Below are 12,065 nucleotides of genomic sequence, written 5' to 3' on the forward strand. Positions count from 1 at the left end.
GGTTATCGCGCCGCCCTGCGCCGGGCCCGGTCCGCGACCGGGCCGTGGGCCGCTCCCGCGAAGATCAGGGCCACGCCGGCCGCGATCGCCACGCCCACCGTGCGCAGCGGACCGGGATCGGAGGGACCCTCGCCCGGCAGGGTGGCGAAGGCGCCGGTCCGGTCGACCATGCCCGCGCGGCCGAACGGCCAGGCCACGCCGTCGACCCGTGCGGACACCGTGCCGCGCGGCACGGAGCCGTTGTCGGCGTCGCCGAGGCGGAAGCGGGAGTCCTCGGACGTCGCCCGGTTGTCGCCCATCATGAACAGGTTGCCTCGGGGCACGGTGGCCGAGAAGGGCGTGGGCGAGGCCGGGCCCTCGGTGTCCAGGCGGTACGGCTCGTCGACCGGCTTGCCGTCGACCGTGAGCCGCCCCTGCTTGTCGCAGCAGGCCACCTTGTCACCGCCGACGGCCACGACCCGCTTCACCATGGGGACGTCGCCCCAGAGCGGGTCGGTGAAGACCACGATGTCCCCGCGCCGCACCTCGGAGCCGTCGATCCGCTGGGCGAGGATCTTGTCGCCCGCGTCCACGGTCGGGGTCATCGATCCGGTGGGGACGGTGTAGGGCCGGTAGACCAGCGCCCCCCAGACGAAACCGCCCAGGAAGAGGACGCAGCCGAGGGCGACGGCCAGACCGGAGGTTATCCGTCCGATCCGTCCGCCGCCCTGTCCGTCCGCTCGCGCCGTCGCCGTCCGCGTGCCCGTGCGTGTGCTCGTGCTCATGCGTCCGCACCCTACCCGGGGGTACGGACCGGGGGCAGCCCCGTCACCCGGCCCGGTTGATCAGACGGCGCCGCCGCCACATCGCCAGCGGGACCGCGCCGGCCAGTCCGCCCGCGGCCGGCAGACCCGCGGCCGCCGCGTTGATGCCCGGCTGGTCGAAGGTGCTGGGCACGGGCAGGGTGGACCAGTTACTGATGGGCCAGGCCACGACGACCGCGCGGCCGACGACCTCGTCCACGGAGACTGTGCCGTTGCCCGGCAGGTTCTGGTGGTAACGGGAGTCCAGGGAGTCCTGCCGGTGATCGCCCATGACCCAGATACGGCCCTGCGGGACCTTGATCGGACCGAAGGGACGGTCACCGCACGGGGTGTTCCCGGGGTAGATGTACGGCTCCTCCAGCGCCTTGCCGTTCACCTTGACCGGGCCGGTGCCCTTGCACTCCACCGTGTCGCCACCGACCGCGATGACCCGCTTGATCAGGTCCTTCTCCTCCGCGGACGGCATGAGGCCGACGAAGCTCAGGCCCTTTTGGATCGCACCCGTCACCGGGTTGGTGTCCACCGGGGCGGTCTCGCCGAGCCAGCCGCCCGGGTCGTGGAAGACCACGACCTCGCCGCGCTCGGGCTCGGAGCCGAACCAGGGCGTGAGCTTGTCGACCAGCACCCGGTCGCCGATCCTGAGGGTGTTCTCCATCGACGCCGAGGGGATGGAGAACGCCTGCAGCAGGAAGGTCTTGATCAGCCAGGCCAGCGCGAGAGCGATGACGATCAGCAGGGGCAGTTCCTTCCAGAAGGAACGCTGCTGCTTCTTGTCCGCGCCGCCGTCACGGTCGTTCGTGTCACTCGCCTCTTCGGAGGTCTCCGCGCCCGCGTCCGGGCCTTTCTTTCCGAGCGGCGCCTCGCCACCGCCCGCCGAGCCGCCCGATGTGGGGTCCCGATCCTCCGGCTCTTCGCGTCCGGACCTTGCGCCGACCACCAGGTCCCCCACATCCACTCCCTACTCCGCTTGCCACGCGCTGCCGCCCGCGCCACATGCGGCGCAAGCTCACCACACCCATAACGAGCGGGAGTTCCGCAGGAGTCGGGAGCGGGGTCATTCCTTGCCGATTGTTGGATGTTGCCACCCCGGGACCCGCCCTTGCGGCAGACGCGCCCGAACCCCCCGGCGCGGCAACGCCGGAATACGTCGCCGGTTCCTTCAGCCCGGCCCAGTGCCCCATCGGCCAGGCCACGGCGAAGGCCCTGCCCACCACCATGCTCTCGGGCACGGTGCCGTCGCCGGCGTCCTTGAGGTGGAAGCGGGAGTCCGCGGAGTTGGAGCGATGGTCGCCCATCACGAAGAGCCGGTTCGGCGGGACCTTCACCGTGAACTTGATCTCCGACGGCGGATTCCCCGGATGGATGTAGGGCTCGTTCAGCGGGGTCCCGTTGACGGTGATCCTGCCCTGGGCGTCACAGCACTTCACCGTGTCGCCGCCGACCGCGACCACCCGCTTGATCAGGTCCTGCTCGTCCGCGGACGGCAGCAACCCGATGAAGGTGAAGAACTCCTTGACCTGCTTGACGACCACCGGGTCCTCGCCGGACTGGGCCTGCTCGCCGTCCAGCCAGTTGCCGGGGTCCTTGAACACCACCACGTCGCCGCGCTGGGGACGGGAGCCGAACCACGGCGTCAGCTTGTCGACGACCACGCGGTCGCCGATCCTGATCGTCTGCTCCATCGAACCCGACGGAATGACGAAGGCCTGCAGCAGGAAGGTCTTGAGCACCAGCGCGATCAGCAGCGCGACCCCGATGAGCAGGGGTATCTCCCTGGCGGCGGAACGACGCCGCCTGCGCTTGACCTTCCGCGCCAGCTTGCGCCGATCGGCCCGGCCGCCGCCCCTGCGCGGGCCCGCCTGCTCATCGCCCAGGTACTCGGCACGGCGCGGCTGGCCGGCTTGCTCCCGGCCGCGGCTACCCATGGGCGCCGTCCAGGGACCGGCGGCGGCCCAGCGGCCATATGGTCGCCTCCGCCCGGCCGATCACCTTGTCCACCGGAACCGTGCCCCCTCCGGGGTCACCGAGATGATCACGGGAATCACGACTGTCGGCACGGTGGTCACCCATCACCCACAGCCTCCCCTTCGGAACCTCGATGTCGAACGCTACCCGGGACGGCGTGTCCCCGGGGTAAAGATAGGTCTCGTCCAGCGGGCGCCCGTTGACGGTGATCCTGCCCCGGTCGTCGCAGCAGGTCACCCGGTCCCCACCGACACCGACCACGCGCTTGACGAAGTCGGTTCCGCCGGAGCCCTGCACGAAGGACCCCCTGCCGTCGAACACCACGACGTCGCCCCTGGCGGGCATCCTGCCGAAACGGTACGCCAGTTTGTTGACGAGCACCCGGTCCCCGGCCCGCAGGGTGTTCTCCATCGACCCGCTGGGAATCTCGAAGGGCTGCGCGACGAACACGTTGACCAGCGCGACCACGGCGGCGGCCGCCACGACGAGGAGCGCATACCGCTGTGTACGTACGCCGAAGCGCGACCGCTCATCCCGCTGTTCGGCGGCATCGGCGCGGTCGCGCTCCGGAAGGTGTACCTCTGTGTCCATCGAGCGCAGAGCCTATAGGGCCCCGCTTGTGCCCGGCGGGCTCAGCGCTCGCGCTTCTCCTTGATCTTCGCGGCCTTGCCGCGCAGCTCACGGAGGTAGTACAGCTTGGCGCGACGCACGTCACCGCGGGTCACGAGCTCGATCTTCTCGAAGATCGGGCTGTGCACCGGGAAGGTGCGCTCGACGCCGACGCTGAAGGAGACCTTGCGCACCGTGAAGGTCTCACGGACGCCGGAACCCTGGCGACGGATGACAACGCCCTTGAACTGCTGGATACGGGAGCGGTTGCCCTCGATCACGCGGACGTGGACGTTGACGGTGTCACCCGGGCGGAAGGCCGGGACGTCGCTGCGCAGCGACGCGGCGTCGACGGTGTCGAGCAGGTGGGACATGTTCGTCTGCTTTCTTCGCCCATGCCACAGGTCATCGGCGGATTGTGGTGGTGATACGAATGCCGGCCCGTCGGACGGTCGTCATGTCCCCCTGTGGCAGGGGCGCACGCCGGACGCACTACGGCAGCCGCCTATTCTTCCACGGACTCCGCGGCTCGCCCAAATCGCCCGTCCTCGCCGAGTACCCAGCCGAGTGCGGCGAGCATCGAGCGGTCCTTCTTGTCGAGGGTCGCCGGGTCGCAGCGCTCGATCAGGTCGGGACGATTCTGCGCGGTACGGCGGAAGGCCTCGTCGCGGCGCCAGCGGGCGACCTTGCCGTGGTGGCCGCTGAGCAGCACCTCCGGCACGCCGCGGTCGCGCCAGACCGGGGGCTTGGTGAAGACCGGGCCCTCCAGCAGGTCGGCCATCGCGCCGGGGGCGAAGGAGTCGTCGCGGTGGGACTCGGCGTTGCCCAGCACGCCCGGCAGCAGGCGGGCGACCGCCTCGACCATCACCAGGACCGGGGCCTCGCCGCCGGCCAGCACGTAGTCGCCGATGGAGACCTCGCGGACGTCGAACCGGTCGCCGTACTCCTCGATGACCCGCCGGTCGATGCCCTCGTAGCGCGCCGGGGTGAAGACCAGCCAGGGCTTTCCGGACAGCTCGACGGCGAGCTCCTGGGTGAAGGGGCGGCCGCTCGGGGTGGGCACCACCAGCACCGGCGAGCCCTCGCCCGATTCCAGGACCGCGTCCAGGGCCTCGCCCCACGGCTCGGGCTTCATGACCATGCCGGGCCCGCCGCCGTACGGGGTGTCGTCGACCGTGTTGTGCCGGTCGTGGGTCCATTCGCGCAGGTCGTGGACGCGTACGTCCAGCAGGCCTCGCTCCCGGGCCTTGCCGACCAGGGAGACGTTCAGCGGCTCCAGGTACTCGGGGAAGATCGTGACGACGTCGATGCGCATGGTCCTACTGCTCCGCCTCGGCCTCGTCCAGCAGGCCGGGCGGGGGGTCGATGACGGCCCGCTGCTGCTCCAGGTCGATCTCGGGGACGATCTCGGCGACGAAGGGCACCATGACCTCGCTGCCGTCCGGCCGTTCGACGACCAGCAGGTCGTGGTACGGCAGGTGGGAGATCTCCTTGATCCGGCCGACCTCGGTCCCGTCGGCGGTGACCACGTCGAGGTCGACCAGCTGGTGGTCGTAGAACTCCTCGGGGTCCTCCGGCGTCTCGTCCGGGTCGACGTCGGCGATGAGCAGGACGTTGCGCAGCGCCTCGGCGCCGGTGCGGTCCTTGACGCCCGCGAAGCGCAGCATCAGCCGGCCGCTGTGCACCCGGCCGGTCTCGACGGTGAGCGGGCCGGCCGAGGCCGGGTCCGTGACGAGCACGGCGCCCGGGGCGAGCCGCAGTTCCGGCTCGTCGGTGCGCACCTCCACCGAGACCTCGCCCTTGATGCCATGGGCGCGGCCGATGCGTCCCACTACCAGCTGCACTTGTTCGCGCTCCTGTGCTCACGTGTCGGATAAGGCCACGGGCCGGGGGCGGCCCAAGTGCCACCCCCGGCCCGTGCCGGTGCTGCGTACCTCAGCGGACGTTGTCCACGTCGACGAGGTCGACGCGCACACCCCGTCCGCCGATCGCGCCCACGACGGTGCGCAGGGCGCGGGCGGTGCGGCCGTTGCGGCCGATCACCTTGCCGAGGTCGTCGGGGTGCACCCGGACCTCGAGGACCTTCCCGCGACGCAGGGTGCGCGCGGCGACCTGCACCTCGTCGGGATTGTCGACGATGCCCTTGACCAGGTGCTCGAGGGCCTCCTCGAGCACGATCAGGCCTCGGTCGACTCGGCCGCCTCGGCGGCCTCGTCCTTCTTGTCGGACTTCTTGGCCTTCTGGGTGATGGCCTCACCCTTGGGCTCGTCACCGGCGTCCTTGGCGGCGGCCTCGAAGAGGGCGCGCTTGTCGGCCTTGGGCTCGGCGACCAGGAGCGGGGCCGGGGCCGGCTCGCCCTTGTACTTCTGCCAGTCGCCGGTCTTCTTCAGGATGGCGAGCACGGGCTCGGTCGGCTGCGCGCCGACACCCAGCCAGTACGCGACGCGATCGGCGTTGACCTCGATGCGCGACGGGTTCTGGACCGGGTGGTACAGACCGATCTCCTCGATGGCCCGGCCGTCACGGCGGGTACGGGAGTCGGCGACGACGATGCGGTAGTGAGGCGAACGGATCTTGCCCAGACGCTTCAGCTTGATCTTGACTGCCACGGGAGTGGGTTCTCCTGGTGTTGACGTGGTTGGGCAGAACAGACCGCCACGTGGGGTTGTGGTGCCGGTTTGCCCGACGGACGCGTCAGCCGAAGGAGAGAGGGGTCCTGCACGGCTGCCGAGTGCTCAGCTGACCATTCTGCCATACGGCGGGCACGCCACCGCACGCCGGTGACCCCACCGGCGCTGCCCCCCGTACGGCGCCGCCCCCGTGCCGCGGCGGGCGCTCACGCGACCGCCGCGGCCTCCGGAATCCGGAACGGCGTACCGCACGCCCCGCAGACGATCGGCGCCTGCGCGAGCACGGACGGCACGACCCGGACGTTGCGTCCGCAGTCGCAGACCGCCTTCACCCGTACGCCTCCGCCCGAGGACCCGTGCCGGGCGGCGGGCCCGCGGAAACTGCGGGCGGTGTCGGCGGAGGTCGCCGCGGTGTGCGCTCTGAGCGCGCGCTGCAGGCGGTCGATCGTCGCCCGGTAGCGCTTCTTGGTGTCCGGGCGCATCTGGACCAGGGAGAAGCCGCTGCTGGGGTGCGGCTCCTCGGAGTGGTCCAGGCCGAGCTCGTCGGCGATGGCCAGGAATCGACGGTTGTGGTAGCGACCTGCCCGCGAGGTGTCCCGGACGCCGCGTGCGGCGGCGACTCCGTGGACGGCCTCGTGCAGCAGGCGCTCGAAGGAGAGCTCCGTGCCGCACGCGGACGAGGACTCTCCGATCAGGGACTCGGGGGCGGCCAGGTCGGGCAGTTCGGGATGGTGCCGTTGAATGTCGGCCCATGCGACTGCCAGCTCGGCGGCGAGGACTGGTGGTGTCGTGCTCACGTCGTGACAACGAGCAGAGGGCGCCCTGTGTTCCGATACCGGGCCATCCCAAATATTTTGCACGTACTAGTCAGTTCCGGATGATGCGTACGGCTGAGGGCGGGTGCGGAGGACAGTGGAGAAGTCACGCACCCGCCTCAAGCATGGACGTACTGCCGATTACGTACGTCGCTTTTCAGTCAGCTGACGGTCAGTATGCCCGCGCGACGAGCGCGACGGTACCCGGCGCGTCGTCCGCTTCCGGAACAGCGCCATCCTCGGTGAGGAGGCAGCGTACGGACACGCCCTGCTCGGCCAGCTTGGCCTCGCCCTCCGGGCCCAGGTCCGCCCACGGGATGCGGCCCCAGCCGGTGACCGCGGCCTCGGCGGCCTCGGCGATCGTCCTGACGTCCACGGTGCGGGACTCACGCCGCTCCCGGGACTGGCGCAGCAGCGTGGCCTGGTCCTCCTCGAGCACCTTGGGCAGCAGCGCGGCCAGCTCGTCGATCGCCACCGGCTCCTTGCCCCCGGGGATGCGGCGGGCGAGCATCGCGGTGCCGTTCTCCAGGTCGCGCGGGCCGACCTCGACACGGACGGGGACGCCCTTCAGCTCCCAGTCCACGGCGCGCCGGCCGAAGGGGGTGTCGGTGCGCACGTCGACCTGGACGCGCACACCCGCGGCCTTGAGCCGGTCGCCGATCTCGCGGACCTTGGCGACGACCGCGTCGTCGCCCTTGATCGCCAGGACGACGGCCTGCACCGGGGCCAGCCGCGGCGGCACCCGCAGTCCGTTGTCGTCGCCGTGGGACATGATCAGGCCTCCGACCATGCGGGTCGACACGCCCCAGGAGGTCTGCCAGACCAGCTCCTGCTGCCCCTCCTTCGACAGGTAGGAGGTGTTGAAGGCCTTGGCGAAGTTGGTGCCCAGCTCGTGGCTGGTGCCCAGCTGCAGCGCCTTGCCGTCGCCCATCATGCCCTCGAGGGTGAGGGTGTTGATGGCGCCGGCGAAGCGCTCGCGGGCGGTCTTGCGGCCGAGGACGACGTCGATGCCCAGGACCTCGGTCATGAAGTCGCCGTACACGTCGCGGTGGATCATCGCGGCGTACTCGCGGGCGTCCTCGTAGGTGGCGTGCGCGGTGTGGCCCTCCTGCCACAGGAACTCACTCGTGCGGAGGAAGAGCCGCGAGCGCATCTCCCAACGGACCACGTTGGCCCACTGGTTGATGAGCAGCGGCAGGTCGCGGTAGCTCTGCACCCACTTGGAGAAGTACTCGTTGATGATCGTCTCGGAGGTGGGCCGGACGACGACCGGCTCCTCCAGCTCCTTGCCGCCGCCGTGGGTGACCACGGCCAGCTCCGGCGCGAAGCCCTCGACGTGCTCGGCCTCCCGGGTCAGGTAGGACTGCGGGATGAAGAGCGGGAAGTACGCGTTCTGGGCGCCCGCCTCCTTGATCCGCGCGTCCATCTCCTGCTGCATCCGCTCCCACAGCGAGTACCCGTACGGCCGGATGACCATGGTGCCGCGCACCGGGCCGTTGTCGGCCAGCTCGGCCTTGTTGATCAGGTCCTGGTACCAGCGCGGGAAGTCGTCGGCCTGAGGGGTGAGAACGGGAGCCTTTGCCATGCCGCAGATGGTACGGGGACAGCGGCGCCGGACGTGAATCGGCGGGCCCGGGAATCGGCCCAATCCTCACCTTCAAACCTCTGGACTACGGCCCGGAAGGGGAGTTGGCTGGCTCCGGGGGCATGCGCGGCGTGACGATGACGGTGCGCGGCGTAACCGGGGGGCGTACGAGGAAGGCTTTCGGCGAGACGGCGACGCGGCTGATTGGGGCGCTCGATGACACCTACGCTCGCACGGCACCCACGAACACACCGGACCGACGGCAGGGCGCGTGACTGGGCGGAGATCCAGGAGCGGATGCTCGTACCGCTCTACGAGGCGGTGCACGAGCGATTGGAGGTCGGCCCCCGCACCCGGCTGCTCGGCATCGGGTGCGGATCGGGACTCGCGCTGCTGATGGCCTCGGCCCGGGGCGCGGCCGTCACGGGATGCGATCCGGACGAACGGCGTCTCGCGCTGGCCCGGCAGCGGCTGCTGCCCGAGCCGCAGTGGGGCACACCGGTGCGGTCCGACGGGCGCACCCGGCTCGTGCCGGGCGGCCCGGAGGAGATGCCCGGCACGGAAGGGGCACCGTTCACGATGGTGACCGCCCTCGACCCGGGGACGGCACGCGGTGAGCTGGTCCCGGCGCTCAGGGCCGCGGCGGACCTGGCGGAGCGGGGCAGCCCGGTCGTGCTGGCCGGCTGGGGGCCGCCCGAGCGCTGCGCGACCGGACGGGTGCTGCGGGTCGCGGCCCGGCTGGCCGAGCCGCGCGACGCCACCGCCGCGGCCGCGGTCCGGCTCAGCGGCCGGGACGACCTGGAGGTCCTGGCGCGGGACGCGGGGCTGCGCCCGGACGGCTCGGGACGGGTGTCCTGCCCCTTCGGCTACCCCGACATGGACAGCGCGGTACGCGGCCTGGTGTCGACCGGACTCTTCGACGCGGCCGTGGCGGCCACCGACGAAGACCAGGTGCGCAAGGAACTGCGCGAGACGCTGCACGCGTACCGGCGCGCCGACGGCACGGTCCGGATGGAGAACGTGTTCCGGTACCTGGTGGCCCGGGTGTAGCCGGGACGTTCCCGCGCGACCGCGACCGCGACCGCTGCCGCGACCCGGCGACGGCTGCCCGGCGGCGGCTACTCGGCGGCCTTCGCCAACCGCGGGATGCCCGCCGCCTCGTAGGCCTCGCCCTCCTCCAGCGTCTCCGCCTCCAGCAGTCGCTCCGCAAGCGCGTCCAGTTGCTCGCGGTGCCGGCTCAGCAGCCGGCAGGCCGTCCCGTAGCACTCGTCCACGATCCTGCGCATCTCGGCGTCGATCACGTCGAGGGTGGCGGGGGCGGCGGACAGCCCGTAGGGCTGCTGGGAGTCGGCCGGGATCGCGGAGAGCGGGCCGACCTTCTCGCTCATGCCCCAGCGGCCGACCATGCCCCGGACGACGTTGGTGACCTGCTCCAGGTCGTTCTCGGCGCCGGTGGTGATCACCCCGAAGACGACGTGCTCGGCGGCCATGCCGCCGAGCGCGCCGATGATCCGGCCGCGCAGGTACTCCTCGGTGTACGCGTAGCGGTCGGAGTCGGGGGTGGAGAGGGTGACGCCGAGGGCGCGGCCGCGCGGGACGATGGTGATCTTGCGTACGGGGTCGGCGCCCGGGTGCAGCATGCCGAGCAGGGCGTGCCCGGACTCGTGGTAGGCGGTACGGCGGCGCTCCTCGACGGGGATCACGAGCGGGCGGGCCGCGCCCAACTGCACCTTCTCCAGGGCGTCGGAGAGCTCGCTCCGCCCGACGGCGCCCTTGCCGCGCTTGACGGCGAGCAGCGCGGCCTCGTTGGCGAGGTTGGCCAGTTCCGCTCCCGTCATCCCGGGCGTCGCACGGGCCACGGCGGTCAGGTCGATGCCGCCCTCCAGGGGGACCTGGCGCAGGTGGATGCCGAGAATGGCCTCGCGGCCCGTACGGTCGGGCGGGCTGACGTGGACGACGCGGTCGAAGCGGCCGGGCCGGGTCAGGGCGGGGTCCAGGACGTCGGGCCGGTTGGTGGCGGCGATGACGACGACGCCCTCGGAGCCGGAGAAGCCGTCCATCTCGGTGAGGATCTGGTTGAGGGTCTGCTCCCGCTCGTCGTGGCCGCCGATGCCACCCGCAGCGCCGCGGGCGCGCCCGATGGTGTCGATCTCGTCGATGAAGATGATCGCCGGGGCGACCTTGCGGGCCTCGGCGAACAGCTCGCGCACCCGGCCGGCGCCGACGCCCACGATCATCTCGATGAACTCGGAGGCGGAGGCGGAGAAGAACGGCACGTCGGCCTCGCCGGCCACCGCCCGGGCGAGCAGTGTCTTGCCGGTGCCGGGCGGTCCGGCCAGCAGCACGCCGCGCGGCATCCGCGCCCCGAGCGCCCGGTAGGCCTGCGGGCGCTTGAGGAAGTCGACGACCTCGTTGAGCTCGGCCTCCACCTCGTCGATGCCCGCCACGTCGGCGAAGGTGGTGCGGCGGCCCAGCTCGGGGACGACCGGCCGCGGCGGGGCCCTGCGGCCGATGCCGCCCAGGCCGCCGAGCCCGCCCGCGAGCTTGCTCATCCGGCGGGAGACGTAGAGCCACAGCACGACCAGCAGCAGCACCGGGGCGAGCGAGAGGAGCAGGTTGTAGAGCAGTCCGCGCTGCTGGACCACGGGTTCGGCGGTGACGGTGACCTTGTTCTTCGTCAGGGTCGCCCACAGGTCGTCGTCGGCGAAGACCGGCCGCTGGGTCTTGAACTGCATGAACGTGCCCTCGTCCGCCCCGGGCACGTCCTGCTTCTTCTTGAGCTGCCCCTCGATGGAGTCGCCCTTGGAGTAGATCTTCGAGATGTTGTCCCCGGCGAGCTGCCGGCCGAACTCGGTGTACGAGATCGTGGTCGGCCGGGACCCGGTGAAGAACGAGAGCACCAGGTCGGTGATGAGGAAGACGACGAGCGCCGTCAGGATCATGCCGCCCCAGCCGCCCATGCGGCGCCGTCGCCGGGTGGGCGGCGAGGGTGGCGCGCCCTCCGTCCGCCATGGGTCGTCCGGATTCTGCCGGGGCGGTACGGGATTGCCCATACCCCGACCATAAGGACAGCGCCGCTCCGGCGCCCCTCAGGCCCCGGGCCACTCCTCGGCGGTGAGCGCGAAGCGCTCGTGGTCGCGCCAGGCGTCGTTCAGGTAGAGCATGCGGGGGGTGAAGCCCTCGTGGCGGAAGCCGAGGCGTTTGGCCATGGCGACCGACCGTTCGTTCTCCGGCTGCACGTTGATCTCCAACCGGTGCAGGCCCAGGCCCTGCGGCTCGCGGGCGAAGCAGCGGTCGACGACCAGTCGCAGGCCCTCGCTCATCCGCCCGGTGCCGGCGAAGGGCACGTAGCTGTCGTAGCCCAGGCTGGCGTTGCGGAAGCGCCCCATGACGATGTTGGCCACGTTGCACTTGCCGACGATCCCGCCGGTGTCCTCGTCGAGGATCAGGAACGTCCGCAGCACGGGCCCCTGGCGCCGCAGCAGTTCGGGCAGCCCGTCCGGTTCGACCGGGTTCCACCGGCCGACGTGCTCGGCGGAACGCAGCACCGCCTCCCGGTACGCGGGGGCGTCGGCCGGCTCCGGGGCACGGATGTGTACGCGCATGGGTCCATGATGCACGCGCGGCGGCGGCTCCTCCCTCCCGGGAAGCGCCGCCG

General features: G+C 71.4%; 13 protein-coding genes and 1 pseudogene. 1 reads left to right on the top strand and 13 read right to left on the bottom strand.

Annotated elements, in window-relative coordinates; genetic code table 11:
• Window positions 1-2 precede the first annotated feature (2 nt).
• The 11 genes and pseudogenes from lepB (OIE69_RS13560) to proS all read right to left on the bottom strand — a co-directional run bounded on the left by lepB (OIE69_RS13560) (window position 3) and on the right by proS (window position 8,407).
• Window positions 3-764, bottom strand: coding sequence for a signal peptidase I (gene lepB / locus OIE69_RS13560; protein WP_326572230.1), 762 nt, complete (start codon window positions 762-764; stop codon window positions 3-5).
• Window positions 765-807: 43 nt separating this feature from the next.
• Window positions 808-1,572, bottom strand: a pseudogene (lepB, locus tag OIE69_RS13565) (signal peptidase I); the annotation flags it as partial.
• A 31-nt stretch (window positions 1,573-1,603) separates the two neighbouring features.
• On the bottom strand, window positions 1,604-2,728 hold the full coding sequence (gene lepB / locus OIE69_RS13570; protein ID WP_326572231.1) for a signal peptidase I: 1,125 nt from the start codon (window positions 2,726-2,728) through the stop codon (window positions 1,604-1,606).
• The gene (lepB, locus tag OIE69_RS13575; RefSeq protein ID WP_326572232.1) at window positions 2,721-3,359 is read right to left on the bottom strand and encodes a signal peptidase I; all 639 of its coding nucleotides are present in this window, start codon (window positions 3,357-3,359) and stop codon (window positions 2,721-2,723) included. Before lepB (OIE69_RS13575) ends, lepB (OIE69_RS13570) begins: the two co-directional genes overlap by 8 nt.
• Window positions 3,360-3,400: 41 nt before the next feature.
• Window positions 3,401-3,751 carry a 50S ribosomal protein L19 gene (gene rplS / locus OIE69_RS13580; RefSeq protein WP_018562955.1) on the bottom strand — a complete coding sequence of 117 codons (351 nt, stop codon included), beginning with the start codon at window positions 3,749-3,751 and terminating at the stop codon, window positions 3,401-3,403.
• A gap of 131 nt (window positions 3,752-3,882) precedes the next feature.
• On the bottom strand, window positions 3,883-4,692 hold the full coding sequence (gene trmD / locus OIE69_RS13585) for a tRNA (guanosine(37)-N1)-methyltransferase TrmD (protein WP_326572233.1): 810 nt from the start codon (window positions 4,690-4,692) through the stop codon (window positions 3,883-3,885).
• 4 nt (window positions 4,693-4,696) lie between these two features.
• Window positions 4,697-5,221 (bottom strand): ribosome maturation factor RimM, encoded by a 525-nt coding sequence (rimM, locus tag OIE69_RS13590; protein WP_326572234.1) that lies wholly within the window; start codon window positions 5,219-5,221, stop codon window positions 4,697-4,699.
• Window positions 5,222-5,312: 91 nt separating this feature from the next.
• Complete coding sequence (locus OIE69_RS13595) at window positions 5,313-5,552, bottom strand: RNA-binding protein (RefSeq protein ID WP_018562958.1); 240 nt, start codon at window positions 5,550-5,552, stop codon at window positions 5,313-5,315.
• 2 nt (window positions 5,553-5,554) lie between these two features.
• On the bottom strand, window positions 5,555-5,986 hold the full coding sequence (gene rpsP / locus OIE69_RS13600; RefSeq protein ID WP_326572235.1) for a 30S ribosomal protein S16: 432 nt from the start codon (window positions 5,984-5,986) through the stop codon (window positions 5,555-5,557).
• Between the two features lie 227 nt (window positions 5,987-6,213).
• Window positions 6,214-6,804, bottom strand: coding sequence for a hypothetical protein (locus OIE69_RS13605; protein ID WP_326572236.1), 591 nt, complete (start codon window positions 6,802-6,804; stop codon window positions 6,214-6,216).
• A 190-nt stretch (window positions 6,805-6,994) separates the two neighbouring features.
• Window positions 6,995-8,407, bottom strand: a complete 1,413-nt coding sequence (gene proS / locus OIE69_RS13610; protein WP_326572237.1) for a proline--tRNA ligase — start codon at window positions 8,405-8,407, stop codon at window positions 6,995-6,997.
• Between the two features lie 216 nt (window positions 8,408-8,623).
• Here proS and OIE69_RS13615 point away from each other — a divergent pair, with 216 nt between their 5' ends.
• Window positions 8,624-9,457, top strand: coding sequence for a class I SAM-dependent methyltransferase (locus tag OIE69_RS13615; RefSeq protein ID WP_326572238.1), 834 nt, complete (start codon window positions 8,624-8,626; stop codon window positions 9,455-9,457).
• Between the two features lie 68 nt (window positions 9,458-9,525).
• On the opposite strand, the gene ftsH is transcribed toward OIE69_RS13615, so the two are convergent.
• Together ftsH and OIE69_RS13625 are read right to left on the bottom strand one after the other, a co-directional pair.
• Window positions 9,526-11,460: an ATP-dependent zinc metalloprotease FtsH gene (gene ftsH, locus OIE69_RS13620; RefSeq protein WP_326572239.1), complete on the bottom strand. Its 1,935-nt coding sequence runs from the start codon at window positions 11,458-11,460 to the stop codon at window positions 9,526-9,528.
• A gap of 36 nt (window positions 11,461-11,496) precedes the next feature.
• Window positions 11,497-12,012 (bottom strand): GNAT family N-acetyltransferase, encoded by a 516-nt coding sequence (locus OIE69_RS13625; RefSeq protein ID WP_089224953.1) that lies wholly within the window; start codon window positions 12,010-12,012, stop codon window positions 11,497-11,499.
• Between the last annotated feature and the right edge of the window lie 53 nt (window positions 12,013-12,065).

The sequence above is a fragment of the Actinacidiphila glaucinigra genome (genome assembly GCF_035918135.1).
Classification (GTDB): domain Bacteria; phylum Actinomycetota; class Actinomycetes; order Streptomycetales; family Streptomycetaceae; genus Actinacidiphila; species Actinacidiphila glaucinigra.